The organism is Glacieibacterium arshaanense (genome assembly GCF_004681125.1).
GTDB classification, from domain to species: domain Bacteria; phylum Pseudomonadota; class Alphaproteobacteria; order Sphingomonadales; family Sphingomonadaceae; genus Polymorphobacter_A; species Polymorphobacter_A arshaanense.
Genome location: NZ_SIHO01000002.1, coordinates 788,524 through 814,117 on the forward strand (window position 1 = coordinate 788,524; position 25,594 = coordinate 814,117).

General features: G+C 65.5%; 26 protein-coding genes and 1 pseudogene. 18 read left to right on the forward strand and 9 right to left on the reverse strand.

Features of this window, described 5'->3' with window-relative positions:
• Nucleotides 1–79 precede the first annotated feature (79 nt).
• Nucleotides 80–727 (forward strand): glutathione S-transferase family protein, encoded by a 648-nt coding sequence (locus tag EUV02_RS10000; RefSeq protein ID WP_135246080.1) that lies wholly within the window; start codon nt 80–82, stop codon nt 725–727.
• 39 nt (nt 728–766) lie between these two features.
• Here the strand turns inward: EUV02_RS10000 and EUV02_RS10005 are convergent, their stop codons facing one another.
• Nucleotides 767–1,066, reverse strand: coding sequence for a DUF952 domain-containing protein (locus tag EUV02_RS10005; RefSeq protein WP_135246081.1), 300 nt, complete (start codon nt 1,064–1,066; stop codon nt 767–769).
• Between the two features lie 116 nt (nt 1,067–1,182).
• On the opposite strand from EUV02_RS10005, the gene EUV02_RS10010 reads away from it, so the two are divergent.
• Nucleotides 1,183–1,998 (forward strand): glycosyltransferase family 2 protein, encoded by an 816-nt coding sequence (locus EUV02_RS10010; RefSeq protein ID WP_135246082.1) that lies wholly within the window; start codon nt 1,183–1,185, stop codon nt 1,996–1,998.
• On the opposite strand, the gene EUV02_RS10015 is transcribed toward EUV02_RS10010, so the two are convergent.
• Complete coding sequence (locus tag EUV02_RS10015; protein ID WP_135246083.1) at nt 1,995–3,098, reverse strand: sensor histidine kinase; 1,104 nt, start codon at nt 3,096–3,098, stop codon at nt 1,995–1,997. The genes EUV02_RS10010 and EUV02_RS10015 overlap by 4 nt on opposite strands.
• 290 nt (nt 3,099–3,388) lie before the next feature.
• Here EUV02_RS10015 and EUV02_RS10020 point away from each other — a divergent pair, with 290 nt between their 5' ends.
• The 6 genes from EUV02_RS10020 to EUV02_RS10045 all read left to right on the forward strand — a co-directional run bounded on the left by EUV02_RS10020 (nt 3,389) and on the right by EUV02_RS10045 (nt 8,117).
• A complete protein-coding gene (locus EUV02_RS10020; RefSeq protein WP_135246084.1) occupies nt 3,389–3,595 on the forward strand; it encodes a cold-shock protein in 207 nt (68 codons plus the stop codon).
• A gap of 5 nt (nt 3,596–3,600) precedes the next feature.
• Nucleotides 3,601–3,861: a translation initiation factor IF-1 gene (gene infA, locus EUV02_RS10025; RefSeq protein ID WP_135246085.1), complete on the forward strand. Its 261-nt coding sequence runs from the start codon at nt 3,601–3,603 to the stop codon at nt 3,859–3,861.
• Nucleotides 3,862–3,922: 61 nt separating this feature from the next.
• Entirely contained in the window at nt 3,923–4,159 is a 237-nt protein-coding gene (locus EUV02_RS10030) for a hypothetical protein (RefSeq protein ID WP_135246086.1), read from the forward strand.
• A gap of 366 nt (nt 4,160–4,525) precedes the next feature.
• Nucleotides 4,526–5,938: a helix-turn-helix domain-containing protein gene (locus tag EUV02_RS10035; RefSeq protein WP_243445852.1), complete on the forward strand. Its 1,413-nt coding sequence runs from the start codon at nt 4,526–4,528 to the stop codon at nt 5,936–5,938.
• An 11-nt stretch (nt 5,939–5,949) separates the two neighbouring features.
• Nucleotides 5,950–7,533 carry a malate synthase A gene (aceB, locus tag EUV02_RS10040; protein WP_243445853.1) on the forward strand — a complete coding sequence of 528 codons (1,584 nt, stop codon included), beginning with the start codon at nt 5,950–5,952 and terminating at the stop codon, nt 7,531–7,533.
• Nucleotides 7,534–7,688: 155 nt separating this feature from the next.
• Complete coding sequence (locus EUV02_RS10045) at nt 7,689–8,117, forward strand: ester cyclase (RefSeq protein ID WP_135246087.1); 429 nt, start codon at nt 7,689–7,691, stop codon at nt 8,115–8,117.
• Here the strand turns inward: EUV02_RS10045 and EUV02_RS10050 are convergent.
• The gene (locus EUV02_RS10050; RefSeq protein ID WP_135246088.1) at nt 8,114–8,491 is read right to left on the reverse strand and encodes a DUF983 domain-containing protein; all 378 of its coding nucleotides are present in this window, start codon (nt 8,489–8,491) and stop codon (nt 8,114–8,116) included. The two genes, EUV02_RS10045 and EUV02_RS10050, sit on opposite strands and share 4 nt — an antisense overlap.
• On the reverse strand, nt 8,488–10,107 hold the full coding sequence (locus EUV02_RS10055; RefSeq protein WP_135246089.1) for a phosphoenolpyruvate carboxykinase: 1,620 nt from the start codon (nt 10,105–10,107) through the stop codon (nt 8,488–8,490). Before EUV02_RS10055 ends, EUV02_RS10050 begins: the two co-directional genes overlap by 4 nt.
• 211 nt (nt 10,108–10,318) lie before the next feature.
• On the opposite strand from EUV02_RS10055, the gene EUV02_RS10060 reads away from it, so the two are divergent.
• The 6 genes and pseudogenes from EUV02_RS10060 to EUV02_RS10080 all read left to right on the forward strand — a co-directional run bounded on the left by EUV02_RS10060 (nt 10,319) and on the right by EUV02_RS10080 (nt 14,904).
• Nucleotides 10,319–11,059 carry a response regulator transcription factor gene (locus tag EUV02_RS10060; RefSeq protein WP_135246090.1) on the forward strand — a complete coding sequence of 247 codons (741 nt, stop codon included), beginning with the start codon at nt 10,319–10,321 and terminating at the stop codon, nt 11,057–11,059.
• A gap of 46 nt (nt 11,060–11,105) precedes the next feature.
• Nucleotides 11,106–12,656, forward strand: coding sequence for an ATP-binding protein (locus EUV02_RS10065; RefSeq protein ID WP_135246091.1), 1,551 nt, complete (start codon nt 11,106–11,108; stop codon nt 12,654–12,656).
• A 145-nt stretch (nt 12,657–12,801) separates the two neighbouring features.
• Nucleotides 12,802–13,023 (forward strand): annotated as a pseudogene (locus tag EUV02_RS16050) (HPr kinase/phosphorylase); the annotation flags it as partial.
• A gap of 237 nt (nt 13,024–13,260) precedes the next feature.
• Nucleotides 13,261–14,178: an RNase adapter RapZ gene (rapZ, locus tag EUV02_RS10070; protein WP_166430615.1), complete on the forward strand. Its 918-nt coding sequence runs from the start codon at nt 13,261–13,263 to the stop codon at nt 14,176–14,178.
• Between the two features lie 52 nt (nt 14,179–14,230).
• Nucleotides 14,231–14,635 carry a PTS sugar transporter subunit IIA gene (locus EUV02_RS10075; RefSeq protein ID WP_135246093.1) on the forward strand — a complete coding sequence of 135 codons (405 nt, stop codon included), beginning with the start codon at nt 14,231–14,233 and terminating at the stop codon, nt 14,633–14,635.
• On the forward strand, nt 14,635–14,904 hold the full coding sequence (locus EUV02_RS10080) for an HPr family phosphocarrier protein (protein WP_135246094.1): 270 nt from the start codon (nt 14,635–14,637) through the stop codon (nt 14,902–14,904). Before EUV02_RS10075 ends, EUV02_RS10080 begins: the two co-directional genes overlap by 1 nt.
• A 133-nt stretch (nt 14,905–15,037) precedes the next feature.
• Here the strand turns inward: EUV02_RS10080 and EUV02_RS10085 are convergent, their stop codons facing one another.
• Complete coding sequence (locus tag EUV02_RS10085; protein ID WP_135246095.1) at nt 15,038–16,180, reverse strand: dipeptidase; 1,143 nt, start codon at nt 16,178–16,180, stop codon at nt 15,038–15,040.
• Between the two features lie 40 nt (nt 16,181–16,220).
• The gene (gene pdeM / locus EUV02_RS10090) at nt 16,221–16,889 is read right to left on the reverse strand and encodes a ligase-associated DNA damage response endonuclease PdeM (RefSeq protein ID WP_135246096.1); all 669 of its coding nucleotides are present in this window, start codon (nt 16,887–16,889) and stop codon (nt 16,221–16,223) included.
• 135 nt (nt 16,890–17,024) lie between these two features.
• On the opposite strand from pdeM, the gene EUV02_RS10095 reads away from it, so the two are divergent.
• Nucleotides 17,025–18,164, forward strand: a complete 1,140-nt coding sequence (locus EUV02_RS10095) for a hypothetical protein (protein ID WP_135246097.1) — start codon at nt 17,025–17,027, stop codon at nt 18,162–18,164.
• On the opposite strand, the gene EUV02_RS10100 is transcribed toward EUV02_RS10095, so the two are convergent.
• The gene (locus EUV02_RS10100; protein WP_135246098.1) at nt 18,161–19,543 is read right to left on the reverse strand and encodes a peptide MFS transporter; all 1,383 of its coding nucleotides are present in this window, start codon (nt 19,541–19,543) and stop codon (nt 18,161–18,163) included. The genes EUV02_RS10095 and EUV02_RS10100 overlap by 4 nt on opposite strands.
• 56 nt (nt 19,544–19,599) lie before the next feature.
• The gene (locus EUV02_RS10105; RefSeq protein WP_135246099.1) at nt 19,600–21,999 is read right to left on the reverse strand and encodes a ligase-associated DNA damage response DEXH box helicase; all 2,400 of its coding nucleotides are present in this window, start codon (nt 21,997–21,999) and stop codon (nt 19,600–19,602) included.
• A gap of 210 nt (nt 22,000–22,209) precedes the next feature.
• Here EUV02_RS10105 and EUV02_RS15930 point away from each other — a divergent pair, with 210 nt between their 5' ends.
• Nucleotides 22,210–22,830: a PEPxxWA-CTERM sorting domain-containing protein gene (locus EUV02_RS15930; protein WP_166430591.1), complete on the forward strand. Its 621-nt coding sequence runs from the start codon at nt 22,210–22,212 to the stop codon at nt 22,828–22,830.
• Nucleotides 22,831–22,894: 64 nt separating this feature from the next.
• On the opposite strand, the gene EUV02_RS10115 is transcribed toward EUV02_RS15930, so the two are convergent.
• On the reverse strand, nt 22,895–23,134 hold the full coding sequence (locus tag EUV02_RS10115) for a DUF1272 domain-containing protein (protein WP_135246101.1): 240 nt from the start codon (nt 23,132–23,134) through the stop codon (nt 22,895–22,897).
• Between the two features lie 50 nt (nt 23,135–23,184).
• Here EUV02_RS10115 and EUV02_RS10120 point away from each other — a divergent pair, with 50 nt between their 5' ends.
• Nucleotides 23,185–23,544, forward strand: coding sequence for a VOC family protein (locus EUV02_RS10120; RefSeq protein WP_135246102.1), 360 nt, complete (start codon nt 23,185–23,187; stop codon nt 23,542–23,544).
• Nucleotides 23,545–23,673: 129 nt separating this feature from the next.
• A complete protein-coding gene (locus EUV02_RS10125; RefSeq protein ID WP_135246103.1) occupies nt 23,674–25,587 on the forward strand; it encodes a DUF3604 domain-containing protein in 1,914 nt (637 codons plus the stop codon).
• The last annotated feature ends 7 nt before the right edge of the window (nt 25,588–25,594 follow it).

Here is a 25,594-nt window from a genome sequence, read left to right on the forward strand (position 1 = left end):
TTATGCGCTTGCGGTGCCGTTTGTTGACCGGCAATGCTGAAGCGAGGCTGAATAGCAGCATATCCGGGGAATTCGTCACATGAAACTTTGGCACTGCGCCGATGCACGGTCGTTCCGGCCCTTGTGGGCGCTCGAGGCGCTGGGGCTGACCTATGAGCTCGAGCTGCTGCCGTTTCCGCCGCGCTTCCTCAAACCCGACTATCTGCAGACCAACCCGCTCGGCACCATTCCGTTCTTCGAGGACGGCGCGACGCACATGACCGAATCGGCGGCGATCGTCGAATATCTGGCGACGCGTTACCGCGGGCAGGGCTCAGTCGACCTCGCTGTCGATGTCGCCGGCCCTGACTATGGCGCCTGGCTGAACTGGCTTCACTACGGCGAAGCGACGCTGACCTTCCCACAGACATTGGTGCTGCGCTATACGCGCCTCGAACCCGAAGAACGCCGCCAGCCCAAGGTCGCCGCCGACTATGCGCGCTGGTTCGTCAAGCGCACCGTCGCAGTCGAAAACGCGCTGGCCGGCGGCAAAGACTGGCTTTGCGCCGGTCGTTTCACCGCCGCCGATATCTCGGTCGGCTATGCGCTGCTGCTGGCGAACACGCTGGGCCTGGGCGATGAGCTCGCGCCGGTGGTGCAGGACTATTGGCAGCGATTGAAGTCCGCGCCCGGGTTTGTTGGTGCCAAAGCGGCGCAGCGTGGGGCGTCAGCAATTCCGGCGGCTTGAAGGGGCCTCCGGCGGGCAGGGGCTTGCCCCTGCACCCGGTTACAGGTGGCGTGTGGCCGTTACGTCGTCGAGCAGCAGTGGGCGGTACAAATGCGGGAACAGTGCGCCGCCGCGTGACGGCTCCCAGCGCAGCGCATCGCCAAGCGCATCGGCATTACAGGTCACTTCGACCAGACCCGACTCGCCGGCAAAATACTTCTCGCGCGTGACAACGGCCTGCTCGGGCGTTGACAGGTGAATGAAGCCGTCGCGCGCGTCGTCGGCGGAGCCGGCGAAGTTGCCCGAGGCCTCGAAGCTTGCCCATTCGGCGGCACGTAGCAATTTGACGACAGGACGCACGGGTGGCACCTTCAGGACAGTGGCGGGGCAGGGCGATGACACGCGCCGTTGCCATGCAGAGCGTGGCGCGACCGGGTCAATAGAAATCGAACAAGGGGCAGCGACAGTTGAACGTAATGGCGGACGCAACAGCCGCACACCCGCGCTGGACGGTGGTGATCCCGTGCTACAACGAGGAGGCGTTCATCGGCGCGACGCTGGCCTCGCTGGCAGCGCAGACCGAACGCTTTGCGCTGATCGTCGTCGACAATGGCTCGACCGATGGCTCGGCAGCGGTGGTGCGTGCGTTTGCCGATACCCACCCGCATATCGATGTGCGATTGCTCGACGAACCGCGGCCTGGGCAGGTCCGCGCGCTGCGCGCCGGCTTGCTGGCGGTCACGTCCGAGCTCGTCGCGGTGTGCGATGCCGACACCGAATATCCGCCCGCCTATCTGGCGCGTGCGGCTGCGCTGTTCGATGCGCGCGGAACGGGAACAGTGGCAGTGCTGGCGCATGACGCAGTCGCCGGCGCCGAAGCGACGCTGCCGGCACGGGCGCGGCGCTGGCTCTATTCGAACATTATTCCCTATTTGCTCAGCGGCCAGGCGCATGCCGGCGGCTACGCACATTGCTACCGCACCGCCGCGCTGAACGCTGCGGGCGGCTATGACGCGGCGATCTGGCCCTATGTCGTCAAGGACCATGAACTCGCGCACCGCGTGCTGGGGCAGGGCAAGATCGCCTATGCGCCCGACCATTGGTGCGTGCCGAGCCTGCGCCGCGCCGATCGCAAGGGCGTGCGCTGGACGCTGTTCGAACGCATCGTCTACCACGCCACGCCGTTCGCGCTGAAGGACTGGTTCTTCTACAGCTTCCTCGGTCCGCGCCTCGCGGCGCGCAAGCAGACCGATGTCGTCCTGCGCCAGCAAAGCTGGTCGGCGACCGGCTAAGCCTTCGCCTCGCCATCGGCGCGGGTGAACATAATGGTGGCGCGCGTGCCTTTGCCTTTGTGCGATTCGACGTCGATCTGGGCTTTGGCGTTCTGGCGCAACGACTGGACGATCATCGCGCTGAGTTTGCCGCGTTTCGGCCATACCGCGTCGACGGGCAGTCCGATGCCGTCATCGGCGACGATGATTTCGCAACCGCGCTTGTCGACAAGACACTGCAACGTGATCGTGCCTTCACGGCCGGCGGGAAATGCGTGCTTGAGCGCGTTGGTCAACAGCTCGTTGACGACCAGCCCGGTCGGCATCGCGACGTTGATGGTGACCGGCCAGCTGTCCACCTTGAGCTCGAGGTGGATACCCTCGACTGCGTGCGCGCGCATCACCGCCGCAGCGATTTCGCTGAGGTAGGTGCCGAGGTCGATGGTGTCGCCGGCGTCTTCCTGCGATAGCGAGCGATACAGCAGACCGAGCGCTTCGACGCGCCCCGCCAGCCGGTCGAAGCGCGTGTCGCTGGCGTCCTGCGGGATGTTACGGGCTTCGAGCCGGATCAGCGCGGTGATCATCTGCAAGTTGTTTTTGACGCGGTGCTGGAGCTCGTTGAGCAGCAGGTCCTTGTCCTGGACGGCCTGTTCGAGCGCGGCGCGCTCGGCACCGTCACGCGGCCCGGCATCGGCGAGCGCAATCAGCCGGAAGGTTGCGGTGCCGCCGTCATCCTCGATGATGTTCGACCAGACATCGACGCTGGATTTGGCGCCTTCGACCGCGATATCGAACGTCCCGATATAATCCTGCTCGGCGGTGACGGCCTTGCCGAGCTTGCGCTTGTCATCTTCGCCACTGGCTTCACCGGCAAGCGCAATCCACGGCTTGCCGGCGAGGTCGATCGGACCGTGGCCGGTCAACCGCTCGAACTCGTGGTTTACGTAGATGATGCGTTCGGCGGGCTTGAGCTGCGAAACGGCGACCGCAAACGGCATCTGGTCGAGGAACTGCTTGAAATGCTCGCCGTCGAGCGCATTGGCTAGACCGCCGCCCAGCGCCGCCGCCTTGGTTCGGGCAGCGACGGTCGTGCGAATGGATGCCTTGCGCGTAGTTGCCATGATGGAGTCCTTGAGCCCTCCAACGCACGCTAGCAGGTTGGTATCCATCACATGCGACATATTCGCCGAACCAATCGTGAACGGCGGCAAAATAGCTGCAATATTGCCAGTAACGCCGCGCCATCCGGGGGGCTTGCTTGCAATTGGCCCCCGAAAGGCGCATATGGCCCGCAGCCGAAGTTGCAGGCTTTCGTCAGGCGGCGTTCGCGCACCTCTTTCGTTTACTCAGCAGTCGGTGTCTGCGCGCATTTGGCGTGTGGGCCGTTAAAACTATCTAAGGACGTTTCTACATGGCGATCGGTACCGTCAAATTTTTCAACAGCGCCAAGGGCTATGGCTTCATCGCTCCGGACGGCGCATCGAAGGACGTTTTCGTCCACGTTTCGGCGGTCGAACGCTCGGGCCTCAATGGCCTCAACGAAGGTCAGAAGGTCAGCTTCGATGTCGAGAACGACCGTCAGGGTCGCAGCTCGGCGGTCAACCTCGCGCTGGTCTAAGCCTTATGGCAAAAGAAGAAGCGATTAAAATCGAAGGTGTCATCTCGGAAATCCTGCCTGATGGCCGGTTCCGCGTCCGCCTCGAAAACGAACACGAGATCATCGCCTATACGGCCGGCAAGATGCGCAAAAACCGCATCCGCTCGATTGTCGGTGACCGCGTGCACGTCGAAATGACGCCGTATGACCTCGACAAGGGGCGCATCGTCTTCCGCGAGAAGACCGTCAATCCGCCGATGAACCAGCGTCGCTTCTTCCGTCGCTGACGAACAGAAGTTCCGGGGCCCAAAAGCCCCGGAACAACTTTGAAATTCAGGAGTTCGCCCGATGACCAGTTCGAGCCAGCGTGCTGCCGACGGTTCCGGCGCAACCGAAATCAACCTCGATACCCCCGATGTGCGTGCCGCCGACTTCCGCGTCGTCAAGTTTCGCGAAACCGACTATCGCACCGGCTGCGTGACCAGCCGCGATGTCGAGGCCCCCGTCATTAATCGTTTCAGCGACCATGTGCTGGTGCGGCTGCCCGACGGCGCCAGCCTGCGCGTCCAGGAAAAGCGCCGCTAAACCGCGCGCTGCGGCCGTAGCCCCGACAGCCACATAGCAGACAAGGAAACGCCCGCCGTTCGCTGTTGCGATCCGGCGGGCGTTGGCTACCCTCCCCAGAGTAGATCGGTTGTGCGTATCGGTGGATAATTTCACCGGCGGCACGGAATTCTTTTACCAGCGCTTTACAAAACCGTCACGGTGGCGGGACAAATTCCCGTTGCCGCGCCGTCGTTTGCTGCGCTTGTCAGTCCTTTGCCGATGCGTTACGGCGAGGTCAATCACGATGATGTCGAAATCGTGTCGATTTGTCCAACCGCAAACGCTCCGAGTTGTTTTTTTGTCAAAATATTTACAAAAGGCGCTGGGCAACCGCGCGACAGCAGCGTGAGTCCGCAGGATCGCAAGCTGTTCGCCGGCGCGCGGCTGCGGCGTTTACGCCTGCAACAGGCGCTGACGCAAACCCGCATGGCCGAAGATCTCGGCGTATCGGTCAGCTACCTCAATCTCATCGAGCGAAACCAGCGGCCGCTGACCGCGGCGTTCCTGCTCAAGCTCGCCAGCGTCTATAATTTCGACCTGCGCGAACTGACCGGCGATGACAGCGACGCGGTGGCCGCCGAACTGGCGCGCGTGCTCGCCGACCCGGCACTCACCGGCATCAGCGCCGGCCGCACCGAACTCGCTGAAGTCGCCGCCTCGGCGCCGGGAGTCGCGGCGGCGTTGCTGCGGCTGCATGCCCTGCACGTCAGTGGCGTGACCAAGCAGCAAAGTGCGGCGCCAACCACGGCCGGCCCTGTCGAACGCGTCGAACAGTTGCTTCGCGACCGCCGCAATCACTTCCCCGAACTTGACGCAGCCTGCGAGGCACTTGCCGATGACCTGCGGCTGGCGTCGGCCGATCTCAGCGCCGCGATGACCGACCGGCTCCGCGTCCGGCACGGGCTGACCGTGCGTGTGCTGCCCGTTGACGTCATGCCTGACCATCTGCGTCGGCTCGATCTGCATGCGCGGCAGCTGCAACTGTCTGAAGGCCTCGATGCGTCGTCGCGGCGCTTTCACATCGCCTGCCAGCTGGCGCTGAGCGAATTGCGCCCTGTCATCGATGCCGCGCTGGTCGGTGCCGACCTTAGCGACGGTGCCGAAGACCGCGCCGGCGCGCGCATCGGCGTGCAGGTGCTGGCGAACTATGCCGCCGCAGCGATCATGATGCCGTATGGCCGCTTCGTCGGCAGTTGCGAGGCGCTGGGCTATGACGTCGAGCTGCTGCAGGCGCGATTCGGCGCGGGGTTCGAACAGGTCGCGCACCGGCTGACGACGTTGCAGCGCCCGGGCGCGCGCGGCGTGCCGTTCTTCCTGATGCGGCTCGACCGCGCCGGCAATGTCTCGAAGCGGCTGTCGGCGTTCAACACGCCGCTGGCGCAGCACGGCGGCGGCTGCCCGTTATGGGCGGTGCACACGGCGTTCGACCGGCCCGGCGCCATCGTTCGCCAGGTTGTCGAAACCGAAGACGGCGGCCGTTTCCTGACCATCGCCCGCACCGTGCGGACTTTCGCGATGCCGTTCGGGTCGACGCGGCCGGAATTTGTCATCGCGCTCGGATGTGAACTGGCGCATGCGCGCGCGCTGGTCTATGCGCACGGGCTTGAACTCGATACCACGCCGGCTGTGCCGATCGGTCTTGGGTGCGCGGCGTGTGCGCGCACCGGTTGCCGGCAGCGCAGCATTGCCCCGGCGGGCACGCGGTTGCGGTTCGATGAACGTTCGCGCGGGGTGACCCCGTTTCGGTTTGAAGGTTGAAGGAGACACTTGTGGCAGTTGCAGGCGTGACGATTACCGGCGTGATGAAGCCGGGCTATGAAACGATTCTGACCGACGACGCACTGACGTTCGTCGCCAACCTGCACCGCATGTACGAGCCGACGCGCCAGGCGCTGCTCGGCGCGCGCGAGAATCGCCAGAAGTGGTTCGATGCCGGCAACCCGATCGATTTCGCCCCCGAAACACTGGCGGTGCGGCTCGGCGACTGGAAGGTCGCGGGTTCACCTGCCGACCTGCAGGACCGCCGCGTCGAAATCACCGGACCGGTCGATCGCAAGATGGTCATCAACGCGCTCAATTCGGGCGCCAAATGCTATATGGCGTGCTTCGAGGATGCTTCGACCCCGGCGTGGGACATCATGGTCGAAGGTCAGATCAACCTGCGCGATGCCTGCGCCGGCACGATCAGCCTCGAAGACAAGGGCAAGACCTACAAGCTCAACGACACCACCGCGACGCTGATCGCCCGCCCGCGCGGCTGGCACCTGCCCGAAGCGCATATGGTCGTCGACGGCCAGCAGGTATCGGGCTCGTTGTTCGATTTCGGGCTGTATTTCTTCCACAACGCCAAGGCGCTGATCGCCAAGGGGTCGGGCCCGTATTTCTATCTGCCCAAGATCGAGCATTATCTCGAAGCGCGGCTGTGGAACAACGTCTTCGTGTTCGCGCAGTCGGCGCTCGGCCTGCCGCTCGGCAGCATCAAGGCGACGGTGCTTATCGAAACGCTGCCCGGCGCGTTCATGGCGGACGAAATCCTGTTCGAACTGCGCGACCATATCGCCGCACTCAACTGCGGCCGCTGGGATTATATCTTCAGCTACATCAAGACCTTCCGCAACGACGCCAGCCACGTCCTGCCCGACCGCGCCGCGGTCAACATGACGGTGCCGTTCATGCGCGCCTATGCGCTGCACGTCATCCGCACCTGCCACAAGCGCGGCGCGCATGCGATGGGCGGGATGAGCGCGTTCATCCCGGTCAAGAACGACGAAGCCGCGAATGAAAAGGCCTATGCCGCGGTCCGCGCCGACAAGGAACGCGAAGCCACCGACGGCTGCGACGGCACCTGGGTCGCGCACCCCGGCCTCGTCGGCGTCGCGATGGAAGTTTTCGACCGCGTCATGCCCGGCCCGAACCAGCTGTCGAAGATTCCGGCCGGCAGCGTTACGGCCGAGGAACTGACGACGGCCCCCGAAGGCCCCAAGACGCTCGCCGGGCTGTCGATGAACGTCAATGTCGGCATCGCCTATATCGCCAGCTGGCTGCGCGGCGTCGGCGCTGCGCCGCTGCACAACATGATGGAGGACGCCGCCACCGCCGAAATCAGCCGCACGCAGCTGTGGCAGTGGCGCAAGGTCGGCGCGAAGCTCGACTCCGGCGAAACCGTCGATGACGCGCTGATTGAACGCGTCGTTGACGAGCAGATGGAGGTCCTCAAGGCCGAAGTCGGCGGCAACTTCTTCGAAGCTGGCAAGTTCAAGGAAGCCGCCGACGTGTTTACGACGTTGACACTGGCGGATGAACTGGCGCCGTTTTTGACGTTGCCGGCTTATGCGCGGTATTTTAGCCGCTAGCGCGGCCGGCGCCGAAGTCGAAATTTGCGCAGCGAATTTTGCCTTCGGCGCGGACTCGCGCAAGGCCGGCCGGCGGGGCGAAGGCGCCAAGCCGACGAACCCGTCCGACGGCGTGGCTTTGCCACGACGCGCGCAGCCCATCCGGAGGAGTCCACATGCCCGACCTCGCCGCCGCCCGCATCCAGACCGTGCGTGACCACATGGCGCTCGAAGTCGTCCACGACTGGGACGGCGTCATCGCCACCTTCGCGCACCCGCGCTACGAAATGCACGGTGGCGGCGCGGTGTTCGACGGCGAAGCCGCAGTGCGCGGCTATTTCGCCGCATCCCGCACGCCGTTTCCCGACCAGGGCAACGACATCATCGCGATTGCCGCAGACGGCGATTCAGTTCTCGTCGAATTCTGGCTGACCGGCACGCATCTCGGGCCGCTACGGCTGCCGGGCCGCACGGTCGAGGCCACCGGCAAAAGCTTCCGCGTCCGCATGGCCGCGAGCTTCGAGTTCGCACCCGGCACCGCCAAGATTATCTGCGAGCGCCCGTATTTCGACCAGGGCGCGGTGGTGCGGGCGCTGGGGCTTTAGGCCGCGAAGTCGCCCATGCGGCCGGCCCATTGCAGGCCGATCACGCCGCCCTTGACCGGTTGCAGCATCAGAAGGGCCAGCACGATGACGATCAGCGACGCGGTGAGCGCGAACGCCCACATCGGCGGGTGGTAATTGATTTCGACCGCGACGGCGATCGGCGCCAGCACATGGCCCAGAATCAGGATGACCAGATACGGCGGGAAGTCATCGGCGCGCTGCGCGGTGAAATCCTCGCCGCAGGCAGCGCACTGCGCTACCGGCTTGAGGAACTTGCCGAACAACTTACCTTGCCCGCACGCCGGGCAGCGGCACTGCAGCCCGCGACCAATGGCTTGCCAGCGGTCGCGGGGCACGAGTGTGTCAGGTATCATGCGGCCTTCGGGGCAGCGTCGCGCACGCCGGCATCGACATGGTCGGCGAACTGCTCGAAGTTGGCGATGAACAGGTTCACCAGCGCCTTGGCCTTGGCGTCATAGGCATCCTTGTCGGCCCAGGTGTCGCGCGGGTTGAGGATCTGCATGTCGACGTTCGGCACGGTGATCGGCACCTGGAAGCCGAAGAACGGATCGGTGCGGAACGGTGCATTGTTGAGCGACCCGTCGAGTGCGGCCGACAGCAGCGCGCGCGTCACGCGGATCGGCATGCGCTTGCCGACGCCGTAGATGCCGCCGGTCCAGCCGGTGTTGACGAGCCAGACATCGACGCCGCCCTTGGCAATGCGCTCCTTGAGCAGGTTGCCGTAAACCGACGGGTGGCGCGGCATGAACGGTGCGCCGAAGCAGGTCGAGAACGTCGCATCGGGCTCGGTGACGCCGATTTCGGTGCCGGCGACGCGCGCGGTGTAGCCGCTGAGGAAGTGGTACATCGCCTGGTCGGGCGTCAGCTTGGCGATCGGGGGCAGGATGCCGAACGCGTCGGCGGTCAGCATGATGATGTTCTTCGGAACCGGGCCGAGGTTGTCATCGCTGGCGTTGGGGATGAAGTGGATCGGGTACGACGCGCGGCTGTTTTCGGCGAGGCTCGCATCATCGAGGTCAATCTTGCGGGTGACCGGATCGATCACGACGTTCTCGAGCACTGTGCCGAAGCGCTTGGTGGTCGCGAAAATTTCGGGCTCGGCTTCTTCCGACAGGCGGATGACCTTGGCGTAGCAACCGCCTTCGAAGTTGAACACGGCGGTATCCGACCAGCCATGTTCGTCGTCACCGATCAGCGTGCGCGAGGCGTCCGCCGACAGCGTCGTCTTGCCGGTGCCCGACAGGCCGAAGAACACCGCGGTATCGCCCTTGGGGCCGATGTTCGCCGAGCAATGCATCGGCATGACGCCCTTCAAGGGCAGCAGGTAGTTCAAAATCGAGAACACCGACTTCTTCATTTCGCCGGCGTACTTGGTGCCGCCGATGAGGATCGTCTTGCCTTCGAAATCGACCGCGACGATCGTTTCGCTGCGGCAGCCATGACGTTCGGGATCGGCCTTGAAGCTCGGCAGATCGACGATGGTGAACTCAGGCAGGAAGTCAGCGAGCGCTTCAGCCTCGGGGCGCACCAGCAGCGTGCGGATGAACAGCGAGTGCCAGGCGAGTTCGGTAATGACGCGGACCTGGACGCGATGTTCGGGCTGCGAGCCGCCGAACAGGTCCTGCACATAAAGCGTCTTCTTTGCAGCCAGCGCTGCAGCAAAATCGGCCTTCACATTGGCGAACTGCGCCGGGGTGATCGCCTTGTTGGTCTTGCCCCACCAGATCGCGGGCGCGGTGACGTCGTCCTTGACGATGAACTTGTCGTTCGCCGAACGACCGGTGTGCTTGCCGGTTTCGACGACAAAGGCGCCGTCTTCGCTGAGCAGGCCTTCGCCGGCTTCGACAGCGCGTCCGATCAGCGGTGCGGTACCAAGGTTCCAGTGCAGTTCGGCCTTGGTCGCGAAGCCCTGCACGTCAAGGCCGTGGCGCGATTGACGAACAAGTGTGCTGGTCGAAGCGTTGGTCACCGTCTGGTCTCCTGAATCCTGATCGTGAATACGTATGCACGACACGTCCGTTCCTCGCGCCGCCGGCAACGCATTGCTGCGCGCCAATCCGGCGCCGCATACACGGCGCAAGGGGGTCAGGTAAAGCGTTTGTCGCGAATTGGTCGACTGATTTGCAGGCGGCCGGTCGATAGGCTAGGTCAATCCCCGCACTTCAACCGAGGGTCCGGGCATGTCCGCTACGATCGCACTGGTCGATGATGATCGCAATATTCTGACGTCGGTTTCGATTGCGCTGCAAAATGAAGGCTTCACCGTGCGGATGTATGCCGATGGCGCCACCGCGCTGAAAGCGCTCACAGAAAATCCGCCGGACCTTGCGGTGCTCGATATCAAGATGCCGCGCATGGACGGCATCGAACTGCTGCGCCGCTTGCGCGAAAAAACCGAGCTGCCGGTGATTTTTCTGACCTCGAAAGACACCGAGATCGACGAGGCGTTGGGCCTCGCGATGGGTGCCGATGACTATATCGGCAAGCCATTTTCGCAGCGGTTGCTGATCGAACGCATCCGCGCTGTGCTGCGCCGTGCGGCCAACCGTCGCGCCCCCGATCCCGAGCCAGGCGAGGAGGCGGTCGCGGCCGCGGCCTTCACGCGCGGCCGGCTGACGATGGACACCGCGCGTCACCGCGTCACCTGGGGCGAGCCCGGCGCGCGCGGGCCGGGCAGCAGCAACGATGTCGCGTTGACGGTGACCGAGTTCCTGATTCTGGAGGCGCTGGCGCAGCGCCCCGGCTTCGTCAAGTCGCGCGATCAGCTGATGGACACGGCATATCAGGACGATGTCTACGTCGATGACCGCACCATCGACAGTCACATCAAGCGGCTGCGCAAGAAGTTCCGCGTTGTCGACCCCGAGTTCAAGGCCATCGAAACGCTCTACGGCGTCGGCTACCGTTTCAACGAGGAATGACGGTGACTTGCTCCGCAATCCCTTTCCGCCATCATTACCGCCAGCGATGAGCAACCCGCGCGCCTGGAGCACCCGCTATAGCCTGGTGCCGCGCATTCTGGCGGTCAACGTCTTCGCGCTGCTCGTACTGGCGGGCGGCATTCTTTACCTCGATTCGTTCCGCGAGCGGCTGATCGACCAGCGTCGCGGCGAGCTGCAGCTGCAGGCGCAACTTGTCGCCAGCTTTCTCGCCGAAACCGAGCCTGCGCGCATACCCGAACTGGTGACGCGCTACGGCGCAATGAGGAGCGCGCGGCTCAAAGTCTATGACCGCGGCGGGCAGCTTATTGCCGACAGTTGGACGCACAACCCGCCGAGCTTCAAGCTGCGCGATCCGGCCACCGAGCCATTCCGCCGCGACATCGCGCGCTTCCTCGACCGCGGAGTCGAAAAGTTCGGCTCGGCCAAACCGATGCCGCCCTATGTGCCGCCCAAAATCGACGACCGCGCGGCGTGGAAAGAAGTCATCACGGCGTCGCAGGGCACACCGGCCGACGCGCTGCGCCGCGCCCCCGACCGCACCGTCATCATCAGCACCGCCGCGCCCATCCGTACCGATGCCACAACGGCACCGTTCGCGGCGCTGCAACTGACCGCCGACACCCGCGACATCACCGACGGCGTGCGCGAGGAACGGCTGACGTCATTCCTGATTTTCCTCGGCGTACTGGCACTCAGTCTGATGCTGTCGAGCTTCCTTGCCAGCACCATCGTCCGGCCGCTGCGCCGGCTCGCGGTGGCGGCACAGCGCGTCCGGCTCGGCCGGTCGCGCGATGTCACCGTGCCGCGCTTTGCCACGCGCCGCGACGAAATCGGCCAGCTGGCGCGCGCGTTGTCGGACATGACGCTGGCGCTGCGCGACCGCATCGACGCCACCGAAGCCTTTGCGGCGGACGTCGCACACGAACTCAAAAACCCGCTCGCCAGCCTGCGCAGCGCCGTCGATACCTTCGAAGTCGTCGACAACCCTGATCTGAAGCGCCAGCTGCTCGAAGTCGTGCGCGACGACGTCGGCCGCATTGACCGGCTGATCACCGACATCGCCGATGCCTCGCGGCTCGACGCCGAACTGTCGCGCAGCCGCTTCGAACGCCTCGATCTCGGCGCGTTGGCGACGACGCTGGTGCGCCTGCACCAGACCGCCGGCCTGCCGCGCGGCGTGCAACTTGCGGCTGCGGTCGAAGGCGCGCCCTATTGGATCAACGGCGAGCCGGCGCGGCTGGCGCAAGTCGTCCGCAACCTCATCGACAACGCCGTGTCCTTCTCGCCCGCCGGCGGGGTCGTCACTGTATCCGTAGCACGCGCCCGCGACCGCAATATCGTCCTCACCGTCGATGACCACGGCCCCGGCGTCCCGCCCGAAAACCAGGAAGACATCTTCCGCCGCTTCTATTCCGAACGCCCCGAAGGCGAGGACTTCGGCCGCCACTCAGGCCTCGGCCTCGCCATCGCCCGCACCATCGCCGAAGCGCACGACGGCGGCATCGCGGTGGAAAACCGCATCGTCGACAGCAAGGTCGATGGCGCGCGGTTTACCGTGACTTTGCCGCCGGCATGAGGGGGGTAGAAAGAGCCTCCGGCGGGCAGGGCCTTGGGCCCTGCACCCGAATTTTTGGCGGCCCATCAAACGCTACGGTCGCGTTCCACAGCACTGGCGCAATTTTCGGGTGCAGGGCCCAAGGCCCTGCCCGCCGGAGGCCCTTGTGACTCTTCTCCACGCCACCGCCGTATCTATCGACGGGCAGGCGGTGCTGCTGATCGGCCCGCCTGGCAGCGGCAAGTCCGATCTGGCGTTGCGGCTGATCGACCGCGGCGCGTTGCTGATTGCTGATGACCAGGTCGCGCTGACCGAAATCGATGGTGTGCTCCACGCGTCGGCGCCTGCGGCCATCGCCGGACTGATCGAAGTGCGCGGGCTTGGGATTGCCGCGGTGGCGCATGGCGCGGCCCCGGTGGCGATGGCGTTCGATCTGGCCGCACGTCCCGAGCGCCTGCCGGATCCGGTGGCGCATGGCGTTGCCGGGGTGACGCTGCCGTTGCTCGCGCTCGATCCGTTCGAACTGTCGGCACCGCTGAAGGTCGAGGCGGCGCTGCGACGTTTTGGCCCGCCACTCGGTGCATCGCTTGGCATCGCCCCTGCATTGGCAGTAGAAGTGCCGGCCATGCCCGATGAAACGCCCCCTTCGCCGCTCGCCGGCCGCGTGCTGCTGGTGACCGGCATGTCGGGCGCCGGCAAATCGACGGCGCTCAAGGCGCTCGAAGACATGGGCTATGAGGCGGTCGACAATCTGCCGCTCGGACTGCTAGACCGCCTGCTCGAACCGCATGAGGGCGCGCAGAGCGACCGGCCGCTGGCCTTCGGCATCGATTCACGTACGCGCGGCTTTGACGCCGACACCATCGTCGAGCGGCTGCGCGCGCTGCGCCATGACGGCACCGATGTGCAGATGCTGTTCCTCGATTGCACCGGCGGCGAGCTGACCAAGCGCTTTTCCGAAACCCGCCGCCGCCATCCGCTGGCGCTCGACCGGCCGGCTGCCGACGGCATCGCGCGCGAACGTGAGATGCTGGCACCGCTGCGGCGCTGGGCCGATGTCGTCATCGATACCACCGACTATGAAACACCGGGCCTGCGTCGCGCGCTCGCCGACCGCTTCGGCCGCCCCGGTGTGCAGGCACTGACGCTGACGATCATGTCGTTCGGCTTTGCCCGAGGGCTGCCACGCGATGCCGACCTGGTGTTCGACATGCGTTTTCTGGCCAATCCGCATTGGGAACCGGCGCTGCGACCGCTGACCGGCGAGGACAAGGCGGTGGGGGATTATGTCGCCGCCGACCCGGCGTTCGAGCCGGCGTTCGAACGCATTGCCGACCTGCTGCTGACCTTGCTGCCGGGCTATGGGCGCGAAGGGAAGGCCTATTTGACGGTGGCATTCGGCTGCACCGGCGGGCGGCACCGGTCGGTCTATGTGGCGCGGACGATGGCGGCGCGGCTCGCGGCGGCGGGCTATGACGCGACCGTGGTGCACCGCGACCGCCACGGCGATGTCGATAGTGACGCCGCGCTAGTTCAGGTGTAACGCGGGTTCGATTTGACGGCGGCGTAGGCCGTTTAGAGGATAAAGCTGGTTTATGATCGGACTGGTACTGGTAACGCACGGCAAGCTGGCGACCGAATTTGCCGCCGCGATGGAACACATCGTCGGGCCGCAGGCGCAGCTCGAAACGGTGTGCATCGGCCCCGAAGATGACATGGAAGCTCGCCGCGCCGATATCGAGGCGGCAGTCGGCCGCGTCGAGTCGGGGCAGGGCGTCATCCTGCTCACCGACATGTTCGGCGGTACGCCGTCGAACCTGGCGATTTCGCTGATGGGCAGCGGCCAGGTCGAAGTCATCGCCGGCATCAACCTGCCGATGCTGATCCGGCTGGCAAGCGTCCGCAAGACGATGAACGTCGCCAACGCCGTCGAGGCCGCCGCCGCCGCGGGGCGCAAATACATCTCGGTCGCATCGCAGATCCTGGGCGAGGCGGCTTGATGGCCGGCCCCGTCACCGTCGAAATCCGCAACCGCCGCGGCCTCCACGCCCGCGCCAGCGCCCGCTTCGTGACTATGGCCAGCGGCTATGACGCGGTGGTGACGGTGATCAAAGACGGTCATTCGGTCACCGGCACATCGATTATGGGCCTGATGATGCTCGCCGCCGCACCCGGCGACCACGTCGAGGTTTCCGCCGAGGGGACGCAGGCCGACGAAGCACTCGCGGCGCTGGTCGGGCTGATCGAAGCTAAATTCGGAGAAGAATAGGCGAAGAGCCTCCGGCGGGCAGGGCTGAGCCCTGCGCCCGATTGATTGCGGCCTTTTCGTTTTAAGTGGTTCGCTTGGCAGAGCAGTGACTAAGTTGGGTGCAGGGCCTAGACCCTGCCCGCCGGAGGCTCTTCTAGCCCCAAACCTCCCCAAACAGTCGCGCAAAATTCCCGCCCAGGATCTTCTCGACCCGCGTCGTTGACCAGCCGCGGCGCAGCAACTCGTCGGCAAGCGTTTCGAATTTGCGCGGGCCGTTCAGGTCGGGGGCGAAGGTGTAGACGTCGTCGTTCTCGTTGGGCGCCGCGATGCCCGATGATTTGCGCAGCGCGTTGTCGGCGGCATATTTCTGGCGATATTCGGCTGTCAGGTCGATCGCCGAAATCTGTCCGTCGGTGCCGAGCCCGACATGGTCTTCGCCCATCACCTGTACCGCATGTTCGATATGCGCGATGACGTCGGCGGCCATTTGCTGGCCCTTCACGCGCAGGTACGGCATGAAATAGATGCCGGCGACGCCGCCCTTGTTTGCCAACGCCTTCAATTCGGCGTCGGCGGTGTTGCGCGGGTGATCGACCAGTGCGCGGCATCCGGTGTGAGTGATCGCCGGCGGGGCTTTCGATGCGGCGATGCCCTCGGCAATCGTCCGCTGGCCGGCGTGCGACAGGTCGACGACAATGCGCCGCTTGTTGAGTTCGGCGAGATAGGCGTAGCCGAATTTGCTCAGGCCGCCGTTGGCGGGTTCAGTGGCGCCGTCGCCCGCGAGGTTGCGCAGGTTATAGGTCGGCTGCGCGATCCGCACGCCGAGCGCATCGAGCGTGTCGAGCCGGTCGAAGCTGTTGCCGAGCAGCGCACTGTCTTGTAGCCCGAAAATCAATCCGAGGCGGCCGGTCGCCTTGGCGGTTTTAAGGTCGGCGGCGTTGCGGATCGCCATGAATACATCGGGGTGTTGCGCGATTTCGAGGTTGTAGGCGGCGATGTTGGCGATGGTGCCCTCGAACGTTTCGGGGCCGTTGCCGACCAGGCTGACGGTGACGTTGCACGCGGTGATGCCGCTGGCATGCGCATCGTTGAGCGAGCGCGTCGAGTAGCCATGGTCGGGTTGATCCGACTGGCTGCCGGGACCACCAAGCGAATCGATTACGATGGTGCGCTCATAGGTGTCACGCGCAGTTGCGGAGACGGCGGGCGCGGCAATCGTGGCGGCACGCGCCGGCAGCGCCGCAAGCGCGGCCGCACCGGCAAGCAAGGCGCGGCGGCTGGTGGTGAAATCGGTCATGGCGGTCCCCCTTGGAGGCCCGAGTATCGGACGCCGCCGCCTAGCCCGCAACCGGAAAGCGCAGCAGCCGTTCGGGCGTTGCGACCAGCGCGGTCAGCGGCCGGCCGAGTACCCTGGCCATCGCCGCGTCGCCGATATCGAGCCCGCCGGTCAGCGCGCCAAACGCCGGCAGCACCAGCTTCGACGGCGTCAGCGCGAAGCAGCGCCGGACAATACGCCGGCCACGCACGGTGACGCTGACTTTCGGATGAAAATGCCCGCTGATTTCTGGCGCGGCGTCGTGCGGCTCGGCCTCATGGCGCAGCCACACGCCGCCGAGTTCAAGCTCGCCCGCGACACGCCCGCCGATCGCCGCCGCCGCGCTGCCGTCATGGTTGCCGGTGATCCAGCACCAGTCGAGGTCGCGCGTTAGCGCCGCCAGCGCAGTGCGGGCGTTGGCGGGCAGCCGTGCGACGCCAGCACCGTCATGGAAACTGTCACCGAGCGCGAACACCCGCCGCGCCCCGGTCGCCTCGACCGCGTCGATCAGCGCCGCCAGCGTGTCGTGGCTGTCGTACGGTGGCAGCATCCGGCCGTGCGTCGCAAAAAAGCTGGCCTTTTCGAGGTGCAGATCGGCGACCAGCAGCGCGTCGTGCTCGGGCCAGTGCAGCGCACCGCTAGGGTGCGGACGCAGCGTCGCGCCTGCGAACGAAAGAGAAACATCGGGCATCCGCGTGCCATGCCACCGCGCAGGTTGCGCCGCAAGATGGTGGCCAGACTCACCAACTGCGTGCCTTGTTGAGCGGTGCCGCTGCAGCGTATGCTGTAGACGTTATCGGCCCACGGCCATTGGGGGAGCAAAGCCATGGTTGACGCAACACCGGAAGGCGGCAAATCGCGCGGGCAACTCTGGCTGGCTATACTGGTCATCGGGGTGCTGGCGCTCGGCGCCACGCTGGGCCTGACCGCGCGCCAGATCGCGAACGCCGACGCGCGTGGTTGCGCGCCGCCCGCCGCTGGGCCTGCAGACGGCGCGGTGCTGGCGGTGGCGCACAAGGATTTCAGGCTCGGGCAGGGGCTGTGCATCGGCGTAAATCTGCCAGCCTATTTCGCCAGCGAGCGCGCCGCACCGCGCACCGGCACCGCTCCGCGCACCGCGACGCTGCAAATCTTCTTCGACCGCCACGCCACGCCGGCGACGTTGACGCTCGATATCGACGCGGCGGGCAATGCCGCAAAGCCCTGGGTCGGCTGGCAATGGACGCTGGTACCGCTGCGCCCGGCGACGACCGCCGATTCGACGGAAGGCAGGAAATGGCGCGCGCTACTGACCGAAGACGGCATCGCGCCGCTGCGTGCGGTCAGCATCGGGGTTGCCAACAAGCCCGCTGAAGCCGATGCGCCGCTGCCGCGCGTGCGTGCCACGACCAAACCGGTGCTCGAAGTGTTCGCGCCGTGGCTGACCGCGCTTGGCGCGTTCGGCATCATCGCGATTGCCACCGGCATCGTCATGGCGTGCTGGGATACCGGGCTGCTGCGCGACCGCACGCCGCTGCCCGATCCGGCTGACAAGCCGCCGTTCAGCCTCGGCCGCGTGCAGATGGCGGTGTGGCTGGTGCTCAGCGTCGGCGGCTATCTGGCGATCTGGCTGATCACCGGCGCGCGCAGCGGGTTGATTACGCCGGGGCTGCTGACCCTGCTCGGCATTTCGGGGATGAGCGGGCTGGCGGCGCGGATGATCGATGTCGCCAACCCGACACCCGCCACCGCGCAATCGGCGGGATTCTGGCGCGACATCGTTTCCGAAGGCTATGGCGCGACACGCACCGTTGCGGTGCACCGGCTGCAGATGCTGGCGTGGACGCTGATCCTCGGTATGATCTTCGTCTGGACGGTGCTGACCAGCTTCGCCTTCCCCGACTTCGATACCAATCTGCTGCTGCTGATGGGCATCAGCAGCGGCACCTATCTCGGTTTCAAGTTTCCGGAAAAGGGCGCGGCCTAGATCCTCCCCTCGGCATGTCCCGCCAGCAGCCGCTTGATCAGCGGCCGCAGCGCCAGCGCCAGCGCGGCACCGCCGGCGGCAATCGCAGCATGCAGCCACCAGAAGTTGGTTGGGCCGAGCGGTTCATAGTAACGGCCGATCCAGCCGACCATCAGGTTGGGCACGCCGCCGGTGAACATCAAATTGATGCTCATCAGCATCGTCACCACCGACACCGGCGCGAAGCGCGACACGAACGCGTTGGTCGGCGGGTCGATCCACGCGAAGCTGATATCGAACAGCACGAAATACAGCAGCACAATCGCCGCCGGCGCCAACGGCGCCAGCGCACCACCGGCGGCGAGCACCGCATAGGCCAGCGTCACCAGCACACCGGCAATCGCGAACTTGTGCATCGTGTCGGGCTCGCGGTTTCGTGCCGACAGCCAGCGCCAGATCGGGATGGTCAGCCCGATGCCGGTGATCGTCATCAGCCCGTCAAAGGTCAGCAACCAGGTCACCGGCATTGTCAGCCCAGCGACAGAGCGGTCCATGTGCTTTTCGGCCCAGACGATCACGAGGTTATACGCCTGGTTGGTCGCGGTATAGAGCGGCACCGTCGGCAGCAGCATCAGCATGACTGCAGCGACCGAGCGCCAGTCGGCGCGGCCCAGCTTGACGACGGGTGCGTCGCGGCGACGGCGGTCGGGCGGCAGGTAGCGCCAGCCGGCGAGGTAGGTGCCGAGCCCGATCAACATGCCGAACCCCGCCGCGCCAAAGCCCCAGTGCCAGCCATAGATTTCGCCGAGCGTGCCACACACCAGTGGCGCCGCGAACGCCCCGACGTTTAGGCCGATCAGGAAGATGCCGTAAGCGCGCGTGCGGCGGCTGTCGCCGGCGCCGTAGAGGTTGCCGACCTGCGCGTACATGTTGCCCTTCATGAAACCGGCGCCGGTGGTCAGCGACGCCAGCGCGAACAGGAACGAGGCCTCGAACGCCATCAGGAAATGCCCCAGCGCCATCAGCACCAGCCCGAGGATCGTGGTCATGCGCTGGCCGAGTACGCGGTCGCCGAGCCACGCACCGAGCAGCGGCGTCAGATAGACGACGCCGGTGTAGATGCCGAAAATCTGCGACGCGAGCGCCAGCGTCGTCAGTGGCCCGAAGATGCCCTCGATACCGGCGCGGAAGCCGCCGAAGCCGAGCACATTCTCGACATGGCCGGGCAGCAGTAGCTGGTGGATCATGTAGAGCGCGAGCAGCGCCTGCATGCCGTAGAAGGAGAAGCGCTCCCAGGCTTGCGTGAACGCCAGGAATGCCAGCCCGCGGGGGTGGCCGAGGAAGGCGCGATCATCGGCGCCAAGGTCGCTGGGCGCCGCTGCGCCGCTGTCTGATGTCATGTTTGGCCCCCGCTCTGCGGCATCGTGGCAGCATCGCGCCGGTGACGCAAACGCCGCTATGACATCGCCACCGCCGCCAGCGCATCGGCTTCGAGCAGCAGCGCTTCGTCGGCGCTGCCATAGACCGCCTCGCGGCCGAGTTCGAGCAGCACCGGGATGCTCAGCGGCGAAACGCGGTCGAGTTGGCGCAGCACCAGTTTCGCCTGCGCGCGTTCGAGCAGCGCCACCAGCCGCGCGATGTCGGTAAGTTTGGCGCGTGCATCGGCCCAGGCGGCGGTGAGCAGCAAATGGTCGGGCTCATGGCGCTGCAGCACGTCGTAGATCAGGTCGGCGGAGAAGGTCACCGACTTGCCGGTGCGCGGGCGTCCCGGCTGGGTGCGTTCAATCAGCCCCGCAATCACCGCGACTTCGCGGAACGCGCGGCGCAGGAACGGCGAGTTCGCCATCCACACCGCGAGCTCGTCTTCAAGCACTTCCGGCGAAAACAGCGGGGCGGGGTCGGTCACGCGCGCCAGGCTCCACACCGCGACCATATAGTCGTTCGCGACAAACCCAAGCGGCTGCAGCCCCGCCACCTCCATGCGCTGCGTCAGCAGCATGCCGAGCGTCTGGTGGGCGTTGCGGCCTTCGAATCCATAGGCCACCATGAATTCGCGCCCGGCTTCGGGGAAGGTTTCGATGAGTAGGTCGTCGATGCCCGGCAGAACCGAGCGCTGGCGCTGATAATCGAGCCATTCGCGCACATCGGCGGGCATTTCGGTCCAGCGCTCGGGGGTGTTGAGCAGCCCGCGCACGCGCGTCGCGAGGTTGGTGGTCAGCGGCAATTTACCGCCGGCATAGCTCGGCACGCGCGGGTTGCCGCGTCCGGTGGTGACGATGATGTCGGATTCGTCGAAACCGATGACTTCGAGCGTCTGGCCGGCGAACAGGAAGCTGTCGCCGACGCGCAGCTGCGCGCCGAACCATTCCTCGATGCGGCCGAGCGCGCGCCCGCGCCGGCCGAAGCGGATGGCAAGCGTCGGTGACTCCACGATGGTGCCGGCATTGAGCCGGTGCGCTGCAGCCAGCCGCGGGTGGCTCAGCCGGTAGCCATTTTCGTCGCGCACCAGCCGCCGGAAGCGGTCATAGGCGCGCAAGCTGTAGCCACCGTCGCCGATGAAGCCGAGCACACGGTCGAACTCGGCGCGCGGCAGCCCGGCATAGGGCGCGGCGCCGCGGACTTCGGCATAGACGGCATCGGCGTCGAATGGCGCCGCGCACGCCAGCCCCATCAGATGCTGCGCCAGCACATCGAGCCCGCCGGGGCGGAAATCGTCGGAATCGAGCTCTCCCGCGGCCACTGCATCGCGTGCGGCGAGCGCCTCCAGATATTCGAAGCGATTGCCCGGCACGATCACGGCCTGCGAGGGTTCATCGAGCCGGTGGTTGGCGCGGCCGACGCGCTGCAGCAACCGCGACGCGCCCTTCGGCGCGCCCATCTGCACGACCAGATCGACATCGCCCCAGTCGATACCGAGGTCGAGGCTGGCGGTCGCGACGATAGCGCGCAACCGGCCTTCCGCCATCGCGGCCTCGACCTTGTGGCGCGCTTCGGGGGCGAGACTGCCGTGGTGGATGCCGATCGGCAGGCTCGCCTCATTCTCGTTCCACAGGTCGCGGAAGGTCATTTCGGCCTGCGCGCGGGTGTTGACGAAAACGATGGTCAGCCGGTGCGCGGCAATCAGCTGATAGACCTGCTTTGCCGCATAGCGTCCGGTGTGGCCGGCCCAGGGTACACGGTCTTCGGGCAGCAGGATTTGAACCTGCGCCTGCGCACCAGCCTCGCCGCGCACCAATCGCACTGCCGAAGCATCGGCGTCGGGCGCCAGCCAGCCTTGATAGGCTTCGGGGTCAGCAATCGTCGCCGACAGCCCGACACGGCGCATGGCGGGGGCCAATGTTTGCATCCGCGCCAGCGCGAGGCTGAGCAAATCGCCGCGCTTGGTGGTGGCAAAGGCATGGATCTCGTCGACGATGACGGTGCGCACCCCCGCCAGCATTGCCGCCGCATCGGGATACGACAGCAGCAGCGATAGCGACTCGGGCGTCGTCAGCAAGATCTGCGGCGGGTCATAACGCTGGCGCTTCTTGTGCTCCGAACTGGTGTCGCCGGTGCGCGTTTCGACGCGGATATTCAGCCCCATCTCGGCAATCGGCGTGATCAGGTTGCGCGCCACGTCCGCCGCCAGCGCCTTGAGCGGCGACACATAGAGCGTGTGCAGGCCTACGGTCGGATGGTCGATGAGTTCGGCCAGCGTCGGCAGGAACCCCGCGAGCGTTTTCCCCGACCCCGTCGGCGCCACCAGCAGCGCATGTTCACCGGCTGCCGACGCGGCCAGCATGCCGCGCTGCGCCCCGCGCAAGGCCCAGCCGCGCGACGCGAACCAGCAGGCGAGGGGTGGAGGCAGGTCGGACATTGCGCCAGCTATAGCCGCGAGACGGCCGGTTCGCACAGCGGCAGGTGACGATACGCCGTGCTCGGGATCCCTGCCGCATCTCAAAATATTACACTTTTCAAATGGTCGAAAAGCTCGAAACGATATTTATCAAACACTTAAACATTTGGCATGACAATTGCTTATAGTTTTCGCGGAGGAAAGCGCCTCCGGAAAAACAGGGGTTTGAAAATGAAAACACGGATTGCACTGGCACTTTTGGCCGCAACGTCGATTGCGACGACCGCGCAGGCATCGATCACGGTGATCGGGTCGCAGGCGGCATTTTCGGCAGAGGGGCCAATCGCTCAGAACACGAATTGGGACAGCTACACGGGCTTCACCACCCCCGGCAATAATTTCACCGTTGGTGCGCTGACGTTTGTCGAAGGCGGTCAGAACCTCATCGGCGGCAACCCCGATTACGGCATGGCGCGTTCGCTGTTCACCGATAACTACATCCTGGGGACGACGATCAACATCGCCGGAACCTATGACCTGTTCGCGTTCAATCTCGGCAACTTTTTATCGGCTGGCGGCACCACGGTCGCGATCACGACCAACCTCAACACTTATTCCTTCAATCCCGCGACGCTGAGCTACGCCAACAACGGCACGCTGACTTTTGCGGGCTACAAGGCGAGTGCGGGCGAATATTTCACCTCGGTGAACTATTCGGGCCCCGAGGCAACCGGCGCCACCGACATCCAGCTCGGCAACGCGGTTCCCGAACCGGCAAGCTGGGCGCTGATGATCGTCGGTTTCGGCATGGTGGGTGCAACGCTGCGCCGCCGCGCCGCCGTCGCTGCTTGAACCCGAACGACACAAACCAAACGAAGGGCGGTCCGCAAGGGCCGCCCTTTTTTGTCGCCGAATTCTAGGCTCGGTGTGGGTGGTCTTTGATCACGCGCACGGCTGATGGCGGATACTTCGCCAGCGCCGCCGCCGGCCGCACCGGGCGCACTACAAGGTTGCCACCACAATTGGGGCAGGTGCCGGCGAAGACGTTGTCTGCACACGTGGCGCAGAAGGTGCATTCAAACGTGCAGATGCGCGCGTCGGCGTCGGGTGGCAGGTCGCAGTCGCATTCTTCGCAATTGGGGCGTAGTTCCAGCATGACGCGACTATGCCGCAATCGCGGCGATTTTGCACGGGGATTGGAACGCTATGGCTGTTGTCGGGATCGATCATGTCCAGCTGGCGATGCCAGCGGGCGGCGAGGTGGCGGCATGCGGCTTCTATGCCGGGCTGCTCGGCATTCCCGAGGTGCCAAAGCCGTCCCATTTGCAGGCGCGCGGCGGCTGCTGGTTCGAAGCGCCGCCGCTGCGTGTGCACTTGGGGGTCGATGCCGATTTCCGGCCGGCGCGCAAGGCGCACCCTGGGCTACTCGTCGACAATTTCGACGCGCTGTGCGCGGCGCTCGCCGCGACTGGCCATGCGGTCACCATCGATGCCGAAGACCCCGGCCATGTCTATGTCGATGATCCGTTCGGCAACCGCCTCGAACTGATTGCCGCGACGGTCTGAGTGCGCGCCAGCCGCGACAAGCTGCCGCATTTCGCAGTTGTCAGCCGCCCGACTTGCTGGCAATCAATGTGTCAATAAATCGGGGCCGGAGCGCGGGGCGCACCCCGGCAATATTTGGGGAGAACGGACATGGCAACCAAGGGTGCAATCGCGGCGCTGCCGCTGCTGGCGCTGGTGCTGACGCTGGCGGGCTGCGGCGACAAGGCCGCCGACAAGGCCAAGGCCGAAGCCGAAGTGACCGCCAAGGCCGAAGCCGCCAGCCCCTATCCGCTCAAGCCCCTTTGGGGCGACACCCACCTCCACACCGCCAACTCGTCCGATGCGTTCGCGCTCGGCGCGCGGCTCGGGCCGGAGGATGCACTGCGCTTTGCCCGCGGCGAGGCGGTGACCTCCAGCACCGGCATCAAGGCGCAGCTCGAACGGCCGCTCGACTTCCTGGTGGTGTCGGACCACTCTGACGGGCTCGGTGCAATCAAGGCGATCTATGACGCGCCGCGACTGATGCTGCGCGATCCGACGCTACGCCGCTGGCACGACATGATGCACGAAGGCCCCGCCGGCATGCAAAAGGCGGCGGGCGAGCTGATCACCGGCTTTGCCAACAAGACGCTGCCCGCATCGATGATGGATCCCAGCAAGAACGCCGAGCGCACCAAGACGATCTGGACCGACCAGAACGCCATTGTCGAGCGCTACAACGAGCCCGGCAAGTTCACGAGCTTCTTCGGGTTCGAATATACGCTGATGCCCGACGGCAACAATCTGCACCGCATCGTCATCATGCGCGACGGCAAGGCGCAAGCCGACAAGGTCGTGCCATTCTCCTCGACGGTCGGCACCTCGGTCGACCAGCTGTGGGACTATATGGACACCTATGAAAAGACCACCGGCGGTCAGATTCTGGCGATTCCGCACAACAGCAACGTGTCGAACGGGCTGATGTTCCAGCTGACGCAGACCGACGGCAAGCCGATGACTGCGGCCTATGCGGCGCGGCGCGCGGCGCATGAACCGGTCGTCGAAATCACCCAGATCAAGGGCGACAGCGAAACGCATCCGTTCCTGTCGCCCAACGACGAATTCGCCGGGTTCGGCCAGGCCGGCTGGGAGCTCGGCAACCTGTCGATGACGCAACTCTCGACGCCGTCGATGTACACCGGCAACTATGTCCGCGCCGCACTCCAGCATGGGCTGGAGATCGAGGCCAAGACCGGCGTCAACCCGTACAAGTTCGGCGTCATCGGCTCGACCGACTCACACACCGCGCTGTCGACGGCGGACGAGAACAACTTCTTCGGCAAGCACGCCGGCGTCGAACCCAGCGCGACGCGCGCAATGTTGCCGCAGTCGCTTGGCAAAGCCGGCCGCGTCGGCTGGCAGTATCTGGCGGGCGGCTATGCGGCGGTCTGGGCGAAGGCCAACACCCGTGCCGAAATCTTCGACGCGATGAAGCGCCGCGAAGTCTATGCTTCGACCGGCCCGCGCATGACGGTGCGCTTGTTCGGCGGGTGGGATTTTGCTCCCGCCGATCTGCAGGGCGATTGGGTGAAGGCGGGCTATGCGCGCGGCGTGCCGATGGGCGGCGACTTGAAACCCGCCGGCAAGGCCGGTGCGCCGACATTCATCGTCTCGGCGCTCAAGGATCCGATCGGCGCCAATCTCGACCGCGTCCAGATCGTCAAGGGCTGGATCGACGCCAAGGGCGCCACGCACGAGCAGGTCTATGATGTGGTGTGGAGCACCCCGGCGACGCGCAAGCCCGGGGCCAATGGCAAGCTGCCGCCGGTCGGCGATACTGTCGATCTGAAGACCGCGACCTACACCAATAGCATCGGCGCGCCGACGCTGCAGACGGTGTGGACCGACCCGGCGTTCGATCCAGCACAAAAGGCATTCTACTACGTCCGCGTGCTCGAAATCCCGACGCCGCGCTGGGTCGCCTATGACATCGTGCGCTACAAGGCCAAGGTCGGCCCCGAGGTGCAGCTGAAGTCGCAGGAACGCGCCTATTCGGCGCCGATCTGGTACGATCCCAAGGCATAAGCGGCAG